The 14,997-nt window shown below is 49.6% G+C and carries 15 protein-coding genes; 6 read left to right on the top strand and 9 right to left on the bottom strand.

The genetic code is table 11. From position 1 onward, the window contains the following. The 7 genes from ruvX to metK all read right to left on the bottom strand — a co-directional run. On the bottom strand, positions 1–372 hold a 372-nt coding region (ruvX, locus tag MHN01_RS05160; RefSeq protein ID WP_239410338.1), incomplete at its 3' end, for a Holliday junction resolvase RuvX. Next, positions 369–938: a YqgE/AlgH family protein gene (locus MHN01_RS05155; protein ID WP_239410337.1), complete on the bottom strand. Its 570-nt coding sequence runs from the start codon at positions 936–938 to the stop codon at positions 369–371. The genes MHN01_RS05155 and ruvX, both read right to left, overlap by 4 nt. A 144-nt stretch (positions 939–1,082) precedes the next feature. Beyond that, the gene (gene gshB, locus MHN01_RS05150; protein ID WP_239410336.1) at positions 1,083–2,030 is read right to left on the bottom strand and encodes a glutathione synthase; all 948 of its coding nucleotides are present in this window, start codon (positions 2,028–2,030) and stop codon (positions 1,083–1,085) included. Between the two features lie 29 nt (positions 2,031–2,059). Then, positions 2,060–2,791 carry a 16S rRNA (uracil(1498)-N(3))-methyltransferase gene (rsmE, locus tag MHN01_RS05145; protein WP_239410335.1) on the bottom strand — a complete coding sequence of 244 codons (732 nt, stop codon included), beginning with the start codon at positions 2,789–2,791 and terminating at the stop codon, positions 2,060–2,062. A gap of 201 nt (positions 2,792–2,992) precedes the next feature. Beyond that, complete coding sequence (locus MHN01_RS05140; protein WP_239410334.1) at positions 2,993–3,697, bottom strand: endonuclease; 705 nt, start codon at positions 3,695–3,697, stop codon at positions 2,993–2,995. 117 nt (positions 3,698–3,814) lie between these two features. Next, positions 3,815–4,294, bottom strand: a complete 480-nt coding sequence (locus tag MHN01_RS05135) for a SprT family zinc-dependent metalloprotease (protein ID WP_239410333.1) — start codon at positions 4,292–4,294, stop codon at positions 3,815–3,817. A 132-nt stretch (positions 4,295–4,426) separates the two neighbouring features. Continuing rightward, a complete protein-coding gene (metK, locus tag MHN01_RS05130; protein WP_075763138.1) occupies positions 4,427–5,581 on the bottom strand; it encodes a methionine adenosyltransferase in 1,155 nt (384 codons plus the stop codon). Positions 5,582–5,981: 400 nt separating this feature from the next. Between metK and tkt the strand changes: the two genes are divergently transcribed. The 5 genes from tkt to mscS all read left to right on the top strand — a co-directional run bounded on the left by tkt (position 5,982) and on the right by mscS (position 12,934). Beyond that, entirely contained in the window at positions 5,982–7,979 is a 1,998-nt protein-coding gene (gene tkt / locus MHN01_RS05125; RefSeq protein ID WP_239410332.1) for a transketolase, read from the top strand. Between the two features lie 278 nt (positions 7,980–8,257). Beyond that, a complete protein-coding gene (gene epd, locus MHN01_RS05120; protein ID WP_239410331.1) occupies positions 8,258–9,313 on the top strand; it encodes an erythrose-4-phosphate dehydrogenase in 1,056 nt (351 codons plus the stop codon). Between the two features lie 77 nt (positions 9,314–9,390). Beyond that, a complete protein-coding gene (locus tag MHN01_RS05115; RefSeq protein WP_239410330.1) occupies positions 9,391–10,554 on the top strand; it encodes a phosphoglycerate kinase in 1,164 nt (387 codons plus the stop codon). 140 nt (positions 10,555–10,694) lie between these two features. After that, positions 10,695–11,771, top strand: coding sequence for a class II fructose-bisphosphate aldolase (gene fbaA / locus MHN01_RS05110; RefSeq protein ID WP_239410329.1), 1,077 nt, complete (start codon positions 10,695–10,697; stop codon positions 11,769–11,771). Positions 11,772–12,037: 266 nt separating this feature from the next. Then, positions 12,038–12,934 (top strand): small-conductance mechanosensitive channel MscS, encoded by an 897-nt coding sequence (mscS, locus tag MHN01_RS05105; protein WP_239410328.1) that lies wholly within the window; start codon positions 12,038–12,040, stop codon positions 12,932–12,934. A gap of 89 nt (positions 12,935–13,023) precedes the next feature. On the opposite strand, the gene MHN01_RS05100 is transcribed toward mscS, so the two are convergent. Together MHN01_RS05100 and MHN01_RS05095 are read right to left on the bottom strand one after the other, a co-directional pair. Continuing rightward, entirely contained in the window at positions 13,024–13,566 is a 543-nt protein-coding gene (locus MHN01_RS05100) for a YbaK/EbsC family protein (RefSeq protein ID WP_239410327.1), read from the bottom strand. Then, positions 13,538–14,170, bottom strand: a complete 633-nt coding sequence (locus MHN01_RS05095; RefSeq protein WP_239410326.1) for a LysE/ArgO family amino acid transporter — start codon at positions 14,168–14,170, stop codon at positions 13,538–13,540. The genes MHN01_RS05100 and MHN01_RS05095 overlap by 29 nt, the downstream gene beginning before the upstream one ends. Positions 14,171–14,301: 131 nt before the next feature. On the opposite strand from MHN01_RS05095, the gene MHN01_RS05090 reads away from it, so the two are divergent. After that, a partial coding sequence (locus MHN01_RS05090) for a LysR family transcriptional regulator ArgP (protein WP_239410325.1) occupies positions 14,302–14,997 on the top strand: 696 nt, incomplete at its 3' end.

Below are 14,997 nucleotides of genomic sequence, written 5' to 3'. Positions count from 1 at the left end.
GATATTGCCTTTGCTGAGCGAGCGGTAACCGCCACGATCAAACAGCTCGGAACGGGCTTCAACGGTGCTCAGGCGCTCATCATGAAGTTCAACCTGATAGCCGAAGCGACCATGAAGGCGGTTGGCGAACTTTTTCGCCCGCGGGGTGATGGCCTCAAGTTCCCCACCTTCCAAATCGAGCGGCAGGCCGACGACAACCAGATCCGGTTGCCATTCGTTGAGGATCTTCTCGATAGCATCCCAGCTCGGGATACCGTCTTTGGCTTTTAGTGCGGCAAGAGGTGTGGCTGTGCCTGTCAGCTCCTGGCCGATGGCGACACCAATACTTTTGGTGCCATAGTCAAATGCTAATACGCTGCGTGAGTTACTCATGCATGTCCTGTATCAATAGAAAGGTGGGCCGAGTTAATGCCGAGCTGGGCAACAGCTTTATCCCAGCGCTCGTTGACTGGGGTGTTGAAAACAACATCCGGATCGGCTTCAGTGGTTAACCAGGTATTTTCAGCCAGTTCTCGCTCAAGCTGTCCGGCCGTCCATCCGGCGTAGCCGAGTGCGACCAGAAATTTCTCCGGCGCCTCGCTGGTACCGAGTAGCGGCAAGATGTCCTTGGAGGTGGTGACCGATACCTGTTCGGTAATGTTGATACTTGAGTCGAACTGACCTTCTTGCAGGTGTAAGTGAAGGACGAAACCGCGATCGCCGGATACCGGACCACCATTAAATACGGGTTGTTCAAGGCTCGCCGGGTTGTTTACCGGTAGCTCGCGCTCAACTTCAATTTGCTCAAGCATATTGCCTACAGAAATATCGATAGGCAGGTTAATGACAATACCCATGGCACCATCGTCATTATGTTCGCAGACATAGACAACGCTGCCCTTGAAATTCGGATCCTGCATGCTGGGCATGGCAACCAGAAAATGATTAGTCAGATTCATTCGTGTGCACCTACAACATATCCTGTTACTTACAGTATGCCGACTATTTGTTAGAAATGGTATTTACGTCTTATACGTAACAGTTCGGGATACGTACAAAAACGCAGCCCAGTTTGCAGGCTGCGTTTATATTATCGAGGCTAATTAAGCGTTTACGCGACGCTCAATGGCGTCCATCAGCTTGCCGGTGATTGAGATATCAAAGGCAGCTTCGATTTCACGAATACACGTCGGGCTGGTGACGTTGATCTCGGTAAGCTTGTCACCGATAACATCAAGGCCGACAAAGATCAGGCCTTTCTCTTTTAGCACTGGGGCAACGGTTTCTGCAATTTTACGATCGGTCTCGCTGATCGGACGGGCTTCGCCCCGACCACCTGCTGCCAGGTTACCTCGGGTTTCGCCTTTGGCTGGGATCCGGGCCAAGCAATATGGCATTGGCTCGCCGTCAACCACCAGAATGCGTTTGTCACCGTTGCTGATATCCGGCACAAAGGTTTGTGCCATGCAGTAGTTCTGGCCGTGGTTGGTCAATGTCTCGATGATCACCGAGACATTCGGATCGTTCTTCATCACCCGGAAGACGGATGAGCCGCCCATACCGTCAAGAGGCTTCAGGATCACATCACCGTGCTCCTGGTGGAAAGCCTTGATCTTGTCGGCACGGCGGGTGACAACGGTGGTCGGCGTCAGATCCGGGAACCAGGCCGTAAACAACTTTTCATTGCAGTCGCGCAGGCTGCGGGGCTCGTTGACGATCAAGGCGCCTTCGTTTTCGGCACGCTCAAGAATATAGGTTGCATAAATATATTCGGTATCAAAAGGCGGATCTTTACGCATTAGTACGGCATCCAGCTCGGACAGGGAGATTTCCTGCTCGTTGTGAAATTCGTACCAGCCATTTGGATCTTCTTTCAGGCTAACCACACGGGTACGGGCAACGGCCTTGCCTTGCTCCAGTGAGAGGTCGTTCATTTCCATATAATGGATTTCCCAGCCACGACGCTGCGCTTCCATCATCATGGCAAAGCTGGAATCTTTTTTAATGTTGATGGATTCGATCGGATCCATCACGATACCCAGTTTGATCATTTCTTTCTCCTAGTCAGTCGTTGGCCTGGTTAGCCTAAGTCGCCAAAGCGGACTTGTAAGGCGGTGATTGCGGTCATCGCCGTGGTTTCGGTACGCAGAACTCGCGGGCCGAGTAATATTTCATCGAATTGGTACTGCTCTGTCATACCGATTTCTTCGGCTGACAGGCCACCTTCCGGTCCGATCAGCAATCGCACCTTGGTAACGGGTTCCGGCAAAGTGTTTATTGAGTAACTGGCTCGAGGATGCAGGTTTAGCTTGAGTCCTTCATACTCTTCTGCACACCAGTCTTCCAGCTTCATGACCGGACGGATTTCCGGCACGGTATTTCGGCCGCACTGCTCACAGGCACTGACGGCGATTTTTTGCCATTGGGCCAGTTTCTTCTCAAAACGCTCGGCATTCAGCTTTACCCCGCAGCGCTCGGAAATCAGTGGGGTAATCGTCATTACACCCAACTCGACCGACTTCTGGATGGTGAATTCCATTTTCTCACCCCGCGAGATGACTTGGCCAAGGTGGATATTCAACGGCGATTCGACACTGTTCTCGCGGCGGCTTTGGATGTCGACTTCAACGCTTTTTTTGCTGGCGTTGGTGATCACTGCGGGAAACTCGGCATCACTGCCGTCAAACAGCAGTACTTCCTGGCCTGCCTGCATACGCATGACACGGCCGACGTGGTTGGCGGCATCATCGCTGAGCATAACCTTTCCCTGTTCTGGAAGTCGCTCAGGGTGGTAAATACGTGGGATTCTCATGGCTATCTCAATAACCTGTTAGTTATTATCTCGCTGCATTATATCAACTCTTGTTGTGAATGCAGTTGTGAGTTCAGTGTCATTAAATAGTACATGGATGCCGAAAGGTGAAATTACAAGGCTGAGAAAGGATTTCTTGCCGGTAAAACAGTATTACCAGATGAGTGGTAATACTGTTTTTATCAATAAAGGAGTATGTGACTAAAGCCCTTGCTCTTGGCAGGCACGAAGCACATAAGGGTTGTTGTTATACTGAATATCGGCAATTCTTCTGTCGCGCTCACATTCCCAGGCCGTGACGGGATACTGCCTGTTCCAGGCTTCCATGAGCTGGCGTTGTTGGCCCGACAGGCGGAAGGGGTATTCGTCGCTCATGTACAGGTAGATCCGCGCAATAGCCCCTCGTGTCGAAGCCGGAGGATCGGCTCTGCGGGCTTTAAAATCAACTTTCATTTCGCATTGGCCGTAGTGAGCACCCTGTTGCCCGTTCCAGGGACGGAAGTTGTAGTTCGAGCGGTCGCCGTTGACCTCTCCGACGGCCGGCGTCAGGTTATGAAGGTCGGCTTCCATTACGCGGAATCTAGGATCTTTGCCGCAATTTCTGCGACCGCCATCTTGCCAGCATTGTAGCTGGTGCCCGAACTGCCAGGCCGGAACAACGTGTTCCCACTCGATACGGCTGGCTCGTTTTTGCTGTTTACGTACCTGGTAGCCGCAGCTATCTAAGCCCGGAATGCCTTTTTTACCGTGCCATTCGATGTCGCAGCCGCAGTAGAAGCTGACAGGGTGATCCTGGTAAATACCGACCGCGATTTTCTTTGCTTTGCTAAACGAAGAGGGGGGAGCTGCCAGAACGATGGCCGGAAACAGGAACCCGAGGCCGAGCCACTTAAAATTACACTGCATATGACGTCTTATTGTTAGAACTCTATCTGACAAGACTATCACTGAATGTGAGTTTTAGAAGCAGTTCACTCTTTTTAAAAAGGAAAATTACATTTTGCTTTGCAGCCAGTGTCGTCGTCAAACAGCCTGTAGTGGTTGTTGGCAGCGCCGGCAGTGATAGGTCGCCTGCTTTCGCTGCACTTTGTTGTGGCGGCGAACCGTGAGCTGGTGTTCGCTGCAGCTGCACCGATACTGGTAGGTGGTGCCTTGTACCGAAGAGACATCAAAGCTGTGGGTTGTTCGTGCCGGAATCCTAAAGACCTCGGTCATGATGATTTGCCATTCGCGACCGTGCGGGCGCACTTTGCCAAACAATTTGAAGGTCACAAGATGGGCGACCTCGTGAGGGACGACCTCGTCGAGAAATGCCTGCGGGTTTTCTTCCAGTAACACGGGATTAAAACGCACTTCCCAGTCCTGCAGGCGGGCACTTCCGGCAATTTTTCCCCGTTGTCTGAAACTGACTGTCGGTATTGGCAGGCGCTTGTTGAGTCGCTGGTTGGCATGTGCGATACACTGCTCGACTCTGGCGATAACTTGTGACTGGAGTGAAGACATGAGTCGCTGTGCGTGGCTGGTGGAGTGGGGAGTATAAAGCGTTTGGGAGAGGGCGACAATAAGGGCATCCCCTTGTTACAGACAACAAAAAAGGAAGCCGAAGCTTCCTTTTTAGAATCAGTTCGCTGTCGCTTACTTAATGTTAGCGAAGTCGCGTAGCATTTCTGCTTTGTCGGTTGCTTCCCAAGGGAATTCTTCACGACCAAAGTGGCCGTATGCCGCCGTCTTCTGGTAGATCGGCTGAAGCAGGTCAAGCATTTCGATCAGGCCGTATGGACGTAGGTCAAAGTGCTGGCGTACCGCTTCAACGATAACATCGTGAGACACTTTTTCGGTGCCGAACGTCTCAACCATGATTGATGTTGGATCAGCAACACCGATAGCGTATGAAAGCTGAATTTCACAACGATCAGCCAGACCAGCAGCAACGATGTTCTTGGCAACATAACGTGCCGCGTATGCTGCAGAACGGTCAACCTTCGATGGATCTTTACCAGAGAATGCGCCGCCACCGTGACGTGCTGCACCGCCGTAGGTATCAACGATGATCTTACGACCCGTCAGACCACAGTCACCCATTGGGCCACCGATAACGAAACGGCCGGTTGGGTTAATGAAGAATTTGGTTTCTTTGTTCAGCCACTCAGAAGGCAGTACCGGCTTGATGATTTCTTCCATTACTGCTTCCTGCAGAACTGGCAGTTCGATGCTGTCACAGTGCTGGGTAGAAAGAACAACGGCATCAATACCAACAATCTTGCCTTGGTCGTAAGCAAAAGTTACCTGGCTTTTTGCATCCGGACGTAGCCATGGCAGGGTGCCGTTCTTACGGATTTTAGCCTGACGCTCTACAAGGCGGTGAGCATAGGTAACCGGCGCTGGCATTAGCACGTCAGTTTCGTTGGTCGCGTAGCCGAACATGATGCCCTGGTCGCCTGCACCCAGATCGCGAGGGTCTTCACGGTCAACACCCTGGTTGATGTCCGGAGACTGCTTGCCGATGGCGCTCAGTACAGCACAAGAGTTGGCATCAAAGCCCATGTCTGAGTGGACATAGCCGATTTCACGCACGGTTTGACGGGTAATTTCTTCGATATCAACCCAGGCAGAGGTAGTAATTTCACCACCTACCATTACCATGCCGGTTTTAACGTAAGTTTCACACGCAACACGTGCTTTTGGGTCTTGTTCCAGGATCGCATCCAGGACTGCATCAGAAATCTGGTCGGCAATTTTATCCGGATGGCCTTCTGATACGGACTCAGAAGTAAACAGGTGCTTTGACATGCGTACACTCACTCTTATTTGGCTGAATATTGATAAAAAGGTGCTCTGAAATAAAAGGCTTTCATAAGAAAAACGCATATGGATATACGTTTGAATGTATAGAGCTACCTCCGTCTAGACGGCCATAATACTTATATTCGGCTTAAAATCAACACTGTGAATTGTAAGGTGATAGATGTATCGCAAAGGCAAACGTTTACCTTTCAGGGTCTTAACGTCCAATTTGCAAATGTGGGGGATGACAGCTTATTGAAATAGTGCTCATTTTCTTCAGGAAAACGTTTGCAGTCTGGGGGCAGACTTTGCGACAATACCCGCCCGCCGAATCTAGGTTACTTTACCGCAGTTACAGATTGGTAAATAACTACAATACAATAGTCTACGAATTTCTGGAGCAGACATGTCTTCTCGTAAAGATCTTGCTAATGCAATCCGCGCCCTGAGCATGGATGGTGTTCAACAAGCCAACTCTGGCCACCCTGGTGCACCTATGGGGATGGCAGATATCGCTGAAGTCCTGTGGCGTGGCCACATGAACCACAACCCACAAAACCCACAGTGGGCTGATCGCGACCGTTTTGTTCTGTCTAACGGCCACGGTTCAATGCTGATTTATTCTCTGCTTCATCTGACAGGTTATGATCTGTCTATCGACGATCTGAAAAACTTCCGTCAACTGCATTCAAAAACACCGGGCCACCCGGAATACGGTTATGCGCCGGGTGTCGAAACGACAACGGGTCCGCTGGGTCAGGGAATTACCAATGCCGTAGGTATGGCGCTGGCAGAAAAATCACTGGCGGCTCAGTTCAACCGTGAAGGCCACGACATTGTCGACCACCACACTTACGTGTTTATGGGCGATGGCTGTCTGATGGAAGGTATCTCTCACGAGGCGTGCTCGCTTGCCGGTACCCTTGGTCTTGGTAAGCTGATTGCCTTCTGGGATGACAACGGCATCTCTATCGACGGTGAAGTGGAAGGCTGGTTCTCTGACGATACGCCTAAGCGTTTCGAATCTTACGGCTGGCATGTAATCCCGGCTGTTGACGGTCACGATCCGGAAGCTATCAATGCTGCAATCGAAGCGGCGAAAGCAGACACAGGTCGTCCGACACTGATTTGTACCAAGACCATCATTGGTTTCGGTTCACCAAACAAAGCGGGCTCGCATGACTGTCACGGTGCGCCTCTTGGCCATGACGAAATCGCAGCTGCACGCGAATTCCTGGGCTGGAACCACGGTCCGTTTGAAATCCCGGCTGACATTGCGACACAGTGGGATGCCAAAGAAACCGGTGCAGCGAAAGAAGCGGCATGGAACACAAAATTTGACGCGTACGCGGCAGCTCACCCAGAGCTAGCGGCTGAGTACAAGCGTCGCGTGAATGGCGAGCTGCCTGCTCAGTGGGAAGAAAAAGCCAGCCAAATCATTGCCGATCTTCAGGCTAATCCTGCGAACATTGCATCACGTAAAGCATCACAAAACGCTCTGGAAGCGTTTGGTCAGATGCTTCCTGAGTTCATGGGCGGCTCAGCAGACCTTGCCCCATCAAACCTGACTATGTGGTCTGGTTCTAAGTCTCTGACAGCTGAAGACGCATCGGGCAACTACATCCACTACGGTGTGCGTGAGTTCGGTATGACAGCCATCATGAACGGTATTGCGCTGCACGGCGGCTTCGTACCATACGGCGCAACCTTCCTGATGTTTATGGAATACGCGCGTAATGCAATGCGTATGGCAGCACTGATGAAAGTGCAGAACATCCAGGTTTACACGCACGACTCAATCGGTCTGGGTGAAGACGGCCCGACTCACCAGCCTGTTGAGCAAATTGCCTCTCTGCGTCTAACGCCGAACATGAGCACATGGCGTCCATGTGATCAGGTTGAATCTGCAGTGGCCTGGAAACTGGCTATCGAGCGTAAAGACGGCCCGTCATCGCTGATCTTCTCGCGCCAGAACCTGGCTCAGCAAGAGCGTACCGCAGCACAGGTTGCTGACATCGCTAAGGGTGGCTATATCCTGAAAGATTGCGAAGGCAAGCCTGAGCTGATCCTGATTGCAACCGGTTCTGAAGTTGAGCTGGCAGTAGAAGCGGCAGCACAGCTAACAGCCGAAGGCAAGAAAGTACGCGTTGTTTCTATGCCGTCAACAGATGCATTCGACAAGCAAGACGCAGCTTACCGTGAAGCAGTTTTGCCATCAGATGTAACAGCACGCATCGCGGTTGAAGCGGGTATTGCTGACTTCTGGTACAAGTACGTTGGTTTCGACGGCCGTATTATCGGTATGACGACCTTCGGTGAATCAGCACCAGCGGGTGAACTGTTCAAGATGTTCGGCTTTACGGTCGACAATGTTGTTGAGACAGCAAAAGAGCTACTCGCTTAATTTTTCGAGCTGCTGTTTTATACAGACTAATCACAGAATACAGTGATTAATTTCGAAGAATGAAAAAAAGGCCTCCTCTGGGGGCCTTTTTTGTGTCAAAAACAGGTAAGAAATGCTATTTGAGGGCTTTGATTAGCTCGTTTTTTGGTGGTTTTTTGAGTTTATCTTTATGATCTAAAGGCATTTTTTACCTCTGTGGTGATAGCTGTCACAATTAGGGTGATTCTGAGCGATGCTTGGTATACACTAACGCGGCTTAGTAATTATGTAGCACGGATATGACACTTAAAGTCGCAATTAATGGATTTGGCCGTATCGGGCGCAGTGTGCTTCGCGCATTGTACGAAAGCGGTAAACATCATCAGATTAAAGTCGTGGCAGTCAACGAGTTGGCTGAGCCGGAAGCTATGGCTCACCTGCTGCAATATGACACCAGCCATGGCCGTTTTCATAAGCCTGTCACCCATGACCAGGAGCACCTGTTTATTGCCCATGATAATGGCGAACAGGACAGTATCCGCATCCTGCACCAGCCCGAGATAAATTTGCTGCCATGGCAGGACCTCGACGTCGATATCGTTCTTGACTGTACCGGTATCTATGGCTCCCGAGCCGATGGTGAGGCGCACATTAAGGCAGGTGCTGGTAAAGTGTTATTTTCCCATCCGGCCGATAATGACATCGACAATACCATCATTTATGGTGTGAACCATGATTCGCTCAAGCCAGAGCACCGTATCGTTTCCAATGGTTCCTGTACCACCAACTGTATTGTCCCTGTTATCAAGGTATTGGATGAAGCCTTCGGCATTGAGTCCGGCACAATTACTACTATCCACTCTGCAATGAATGACCAGCAGGTCATTGATGCCTACCACTCCGATTTACGCCGTACCCGCGCAGCCAGTCAGTCAATTATTCCTGTTGATACTAAACTTCATCTTGGAATTGGTCGTATTTTTCCGAAATTTTCTGACAAATTTGAAGCGATCTCTGTGCGCGTACCGACAATTAACGTCACAGCGATGGATTTAAGTGTCACAGTTAAAACAAATGTGAAAGTTAATGACGTAAATCAATCACTGGCAGAGGCATCTCGTTGTACATTAGCCTCTATCGTGGATTACACCGAAGCACCACTTGTCTCAATAGACTTCAATCACGATCCTCATAGCGCGATTGTTGATGGCACCCAAACCCGTGTCAGTAACCAGCACTTGCTCAAGCTGCTGGTATGGTGTGATAACGAATGGGGATTTGCCAACCGGATGTTAGATACCGCGTTGGCCATGCACGCAACCGAACATCGCGTGGCGACAGCAGAAAAGCTGTAAGAATTATTGGGCCTGGCAGTGACGCCGGGTCGACAAAAACTTTGACTTTAAATTAATCAATGTTGAGAGGACAAACCATGTCTGTAATCAAGATGACTGACCTGGAACTAGCAGGTAAACGCGTATTTATCCGTGCTGACCTGAACGTACCAGTAAAAGACGGTAAAGTAACTTCTGATGCACGTATTCTTGCATCTCTGCCTACTATCAAGCGTTGCCTGGAAGCTGGCGCTAAAGTAATGGTTACTTCTCACCTGGGTCGTCCGACTGAAGGCGAATATGCAGAAGAGTTCTCTCTAGCTCCTGTAGTTAACTACCTAAACGACGCACTGGACTGTGACGTTAAACTAGCGAAAGACTACCTGGAAGGCCTTGAACTAAACGCCGGTGAGCTGGTTGTTCTTGAAAACGTTCGCTTCAACAAAGGCGAGAAGAAGAACGAAGAAGAGCTATCTAAGAAGTACGCTGCACTTTGTGACATCTTTGTTATGGATGCATTCGGTACTGCTCACCGTGCTCAGGCATCTACTCACGGTGTAGGTACTTACGCTCCTGTAGCATGTGCAGGTCCTCTACTTGCTGCTGAGCTTGAAGCACTAGGTAAAGCAATGGACAACCCAGAGCGTCCACTAGTTGCTATCGTTGGTGGTTCAAAAGTTTCTACTAAGCTGACTGTTCTTGAGTCTCTATCTAAAGTTGCTGACCAGCTGGTTGTTGGTGGCGGCATCGCGAACACTTTCATTGCAGCTGAAGGCCACAACGTTGGTAAATCACTGTACGAAGCAGACCTAGTTGAAACTGCTCAAAAACTAATGAAAGAGTGCTCTATCCCAGTTGCAACTGACGTTGCATGTGCGAAAGCGTTCGATGAAAACGCAGAAGCTGAAATCAAACACGTTTCTGAAGTTGCTGACGACGACATGATCTTCGACCTGGGTCCAGATTCAACTGCAGCGCTTGCTGAAATTATCGGTAACGCGAAGACTATTCTTTGGAACGGCCCAGTTGGCGTATTCGAGTTCAAGAACTTCGAAGCAGGTACAGCGGGTATTTCTAAAGCAATTGCAGAATCTGAAGGTTTCTCTGTCGCTGGTGGTGGTGACACGCTAGCTGCAATCGACAAGTTCGGTATCAAGGCTGACGTTTCTTACATCTCTACAGGTGGCGGTGCATTCCTTGAGTTTGTTGAAGGTAAAGTACTACCAGCAGTTGCTATGCTAGAAGAGCGTGCAAAAGCTTAATTAATTTTGGCCGGGAGCCAGTCTCCCGGCCGATAAACGATTGTGAATTAGATCAAGTTTTTATAGAATACTTGCCCAGTAGCAAACGTTTGCAAAGATTTATATTTAATACAGACAACAAGGTAAATAGGACTATTGTTATGTCTAAGATCTTCGATTTCGTAAAACCTGGTGTTATTTCTGGCGACGACGTACAGAAAGTATTTGAAGTAGCGAAAGAAAACAAATTCGCTCTTCCTGCAGTAAACGTTGTAGGTACTGACTCTGTAAACGCAGTACTAGAAGCAGCAGCTAAAGTTAAATCTCCGGTTGTTGTTCAGTTCTCAAACGGCGGTGCAGCTTTCTTCGCTGGTAAAGGCGTTAAACTTGAAGGTCAAGGTGCTCAAATCCTTGGTGCTGTAGCTGGTGCTAAATATGTTCACGCTGTAGCTGAAGCTTACGGTGTGCCAGTTATCCTACACACTGACCACGCAGCTAAGAAACTTCTGCCATGGATCGACGGTCTGCTAGACGCGGGTGAAGAGTTCTTCGCTCAAACTGGTAAGCCTCTATTCTCTTCTCACATGCTAGACCTTTCTGAAGAGTCTCTGGAAGAGAACATCGAAACATGTGCTAAGTACCTAGAGCGCATGGCTAAGATGGGTATGACAATCGAGATCGAACTTGGTTGTACTGGTGGTGAAGAAGATGGCGTAGACAACACTGATATGGATCAGTCTGAGCTATACACTTCTCCAGAAGACGTTGCTTACGCATACGAGAAACTGAACGCTGTTAGCCACCGTTTCACTATCGCGGCATCTTTCGGTAACGTACACGGCGTATACAAGCCAGGTAACGTTGTACTGACTCCAACAATCCTACGTGATTCTCAGGCATACTGTGCAGAGAAGTTCGGTATCGCACCTAACGCGCTAAACTTCGTATTCCACGGTGGTTCTGGCTCAACTGAAGCTGAAATCCAAGAGTCTATCGGCTACGGTGTTATCAAAATGAACATTGATACTGATACTCAGTGGGCAACTTGGGACGGTATCCGTAAGTACGAAGCTGAAAACCGCGACTACCTACAAGGCCAGATCGGTAACCCAACTGGTGAAGATGCGCCAAACAAGAAGTACTACGACCCACGCGTATGGCTACGTGCTGGTCAGGCTTCTATGGTTGCTCGTCTTGAGAAAGCATTCGCTGACCTTAACGCAATCGACGTACTATAATTTTGCGTCTGACGCTTAAGTCACAATGATTGAAAAGCCCGCATTAGCGGGCTTTTTTCGTTACGGGGCTTTATTTATCAGATCTATTTTCTGTTGGTGCCGGACATCGATAGGAGTATTATCCTGCTCGCAGATGATTGCCTCACACTAAAAAGTGCAGTTATAGTGTTGATTGCGGAGGGATTTGGTGTTTTTGGCCCTAAGTAGATTTATGCGTCCATAACCCATTGTGGAATAAGAAACAGCATTAGCAGGAAGAGATAAGAATGAGCGAAAGTGTGGCTGAAACCGTAGCAGATACCGTTGTCGGAACTATTAAGGATAATGAGTTAACCAACGGGGTATTGAATGCGGGAACCTGGGTGGCAGATAACCAAGAGCTGCTGATCCAATATGGGGTGAACATTCTTTCCGCTTTACTGATTTTGTTCATTGGTAACATGATCACTAAGGGGATTGCCAATGGCGTAGCCAAGGTGCTTCGTAAGAAAGACATGGATGAAGCGGTTGTCGAGTTTCTGCACTCGCTAGTACGCTATCTATTGTTTGTGATTGTGTTGATCGCCGCTCTTGGGCGAATTGGGGTTCAGACTGCTTCTGTTGTTGCAGTGATCGGTGCCGCTGGTCTTGCTGTCGGCCTGGCTCTACAGGGGTCGCTGTCAAATTTTGCCGCCGGTGTGTTGATTGTCGCTTTTCGTCCGTTCAAGTCCGGAGATTTTGTCGAAATTGGCGGTGTTTCCGGATCGGTGGAGTCTATTCAGGTGTTTTCAACTATTCTGAATACACCGGATAACAAGATGGTTGTTGTTCCGAACTCGTCTGTCATTGGTGGTGCCATCACTAACTACTCACGGCATGCAACCCGCCGTATCGACTTGGTGATTGGCGTGTCTTATGACGCAGATCTAAAACATACCAAAGCCGTACTGACCCGGGTGATTGAAGTCGAAGACCGTATTTTGAAAGATCCGGCACCAACAATTGGTGTACTGACATTGGCTGATTCTTCGGTAAACTTTGCTGTGCGCCCTTGGGTGAAGACAGAAGATTATTGGGGAGTGTATTTTGACTTGCTGCAAGCAATCAAAGAAGAGCTGGATAAAGAAAATATCGGCATTCCATATCCACAGATGGATGTGCATCTCAATAAAATCGAAAGTTAATCACACAGATCGAACATAAAAATGGAGCCTTATGGCTCCATTTCTTTATCAGCGTCTTTATTCGCGTTTTTAATCCGAAAAACGGCTAGTTATACCTGCTCGGTTTCTCTTTCAGGCAGCATGATAACCGTGTTTGGCAGTGCTTCCAGCAGCGTTATCAGGGATGAGCTCGCGAAAGCAAAAGTGAAATCCGGCTTACCCGGCGTGAACATTAGCTCGGGATAGCTGAATACAACCGGATCAACCAGGATCTTAACGTCTTCCGGCAGGGCGAACGGACATACTGCGCCGGGCTCGCAGCCGATAGCCTCGACCATTTCTTCATTGCTGCAGACTGAAACGCGCTTGCCTAGTAACTGCTTGACTAACTTGCTGTCGAGCCTGCCGTCTCTATGGGTCAGCAGCAGGCAGAAGCCGCCCCCTTTGATTTTCATGAACAGGCTTTTGGTTGGTGCCGCGGTCCAGCCCAACTCTTTGGCGATGCGGGCATCTTCCTCGAAGTCGAGGATCGGTGCATGTTGCCATGATTGATAGTCCACGCCAGTTCGACTGAACAAGGTTAAATTTTGCTGATAAATCGCTTCAAGGGAAGCGGCGGATGCATTAGCCAAGGTAAGTCTCCAATAAACCATGAGCCAGATGGGCTGCAATAAAGAACATCATAGCGGCAACCAGACAGTCAATTGTCCGTTTAACCCGGGGTTTTGATAGTGTTGGCCCCAGCTTGGCGGCCCCAATCGACAGGCTGTAGAACCAGACGAAGGACGCCATGATAGTGCCGGCGGCAAACGCGATGCGCTCATGCCCTTCGAACTGGCCGCCGATAGACCCCAGTATAACCACTGTATCTAAGTACAAATGTGGGTTAAGTACCGTTACGGCAAGGGCTCCGAGAATGACTCCTCGTCGGCCCCGGGCTATCACTTCAGCTTGCTGTTCCTGATGAGCGGCTGATACAAGGGCACTTTTTAGCGACATGGTGCCGTACAGCGTGAGAAAGGCGATGCCTCCTAAGGTAACACACAGTAACAAGGTTTCATTACTTGATAAAAGAGCTCCACCGCCAAAGATCCCCAAACTGATGAAGATGACATCACAGATACTACAGACTGTTGCCGTCGTCAGGTGGTGGTTGCGTTTGATGCCTTGGTTTAACACATACGCGTTTTGTGCCCCGATTGGGATGATCATGCTCGCACCCAAGCCAAATCCTTGTAATAACACCCACATACTCATTTGTTCTTATTCCTAAAAAGATTAATCAACGGCGGTTTCTAATGGCGCAAGCTTACTCTTGGCAGTAGGATTAAGTACAACTAATAAAATTTATCTATTATTAGACTTGCTTATGATGCTGGGGAGTAGCGATGCGAGGATTGGATTACCGTTGGATAGAAGCCTTGGATGCCGTGATATCACAGCGGGGCTTTGAGCGGGCGGCAGAACATTTGTGCATTACCCAGTCGGCAGTATCTCAGAGGATCAAGCAGTTAGAAAAGCTGATGGCCCAGCCAATGCTGGTGCGCGAGCAGCCGCCGCGGCCGACACCGGCAGGGCAAAAAATGCTCGGCCTCTATCGCCGGGTACGGTTGCTGGAACAGGAGCTGTTACCTGAACTTACCCCGGATGACAGCAGTCAGCCATTGTCTGTCTCGCTGGCTACCAATGCTGATAGCTTGGCGACCTGGTTGTTACCTGCATTGAGTCCGCTGTTGAAATCGCGCAGGATTGCACTCAACCTGCTGGTGGAAGATGAGGCCAGGACCTTAGACAAACTTCGTAGTGGCGAAGTCGTTGGTGCGATCAGCATGGAGGCCAGCTCGCTGCCGGGGTGCGTGGCAGATTACCTCGGGCGGGTCGATTTTCTCTGTGTGGCCAGTCCGGACTTTGCCAATAAATACTTTGCTGGCGGGGTAACACGGGACAGGTTGCTGGCCGCACCGGGGGTGGCCTTTGATCAGCATGATGATATGCATGAGCGTTTTGTCCATCAGCATTTTAACCTGCCGCTTGGTAGTGTTGTGACGCACACGGTGAGATCGTCCGAGGCGTTTGTCAGAATG

It is taken from the genome of Photobacterium sp. OFAV2-7 (assembly GCF_022347985.1).
Lineage (GTDB): Bacteria > Pseudomonadota > Gammaproteobacteria > Enterobacterales > Vibrionaceae > Photobacterium.
This window is presented reverse-complemented; position numbering and strand designations above follow the sequence as displayed.

Bases quoted from the DNA above. Each gene is read 5' to 3' on its own strand.
- rsmE (WP_239410335.1), bottom strand. From the start codon at position 2,791: ATGAGAATCCCACGTATTTACCACCCTGAGCGACTTCCAGAACAGGGA.
- MHN01_RS05095 (WP_239410326.1), bottom strand. From the start codon at position 14,170: ATGAGTATGTGGGTGTTATTACAAGGATTTGGCTTGGGTGCGAGCATG.
- MHN01_RS05140 (WP_239410334.1), bottom strand. From the start codon at position 3,697: ATGCAGTGTAATTTTAAGTGGCTCGGCCTCGGGTTCCTGTTTCCGGCC.
- mscS (WP_239410328.1), top strand. From the start codon at position 12,038: ATGAGCGAAAGTGTGGCTGAAACCGTAGCAGATACCGTTGTCGGAACT.
- MHN01_RS05100 (WP_239410327.1), bottom strand. From the start codon at position 13,566: ATGGTTTATTGGAGACTTACCTTGGCTAATGCATCCGCCGCTTCCCTT.
- MHN01_RS05135 (WP_239410333.1), bottom strand. From the start codon at position 4,294: ATGTCTTCACTCCAGTCACAAGTTATCGCCAGAGTCGAGCAGTGTATC.
- metK (WP_075763138.1), bottom strand. From the start codon at position 5,581: ATGTCAAAGCACCTGTTTACTTCTGAGTCCGTATCAGAAGGCCATCCG.
- MHN01_RS05155 (WP_239410337.1), bottom strand. From the start codon at position 938: ATGAATCTGACTAATCATTTTCTGGTTGCCATGCCCAGCATGCAGGAT.
- fbaA (WP_239410329.1), top strand. From the start codon at position 10,695: ATGTCTAAGATCTTCGATTTCGTAAAACCTGGTGTTATTTCTGGCGAC.
- epd (WP_239410331.1), top strand. From the start codon at position 8,258: ATGACACTTAAAGTCGCAATTAATGGATTTGGCCGTATCGGGCGCAGT.
- tkt (WP_239410332.1), top strand. From the start codon at position 5,982: ATGTCTTCTCGTAAAGATCTTGCTAATGCAATCCGCGCCCTGAGCATG.
- gshB (WP_239410336.1), bottom strand. From the start codon at position 2,030: ATGATCAAACTGGGTATCGTGATGGATCCGATCGAATCCATCAACATT.
- MHN01_RS05115 (WP_239410330.1), top strand. From the start codon at position 9,391: ATGTCTGTAATCAAGATGACTGACCTGGAACTAGCAGGTAAACGCGTA.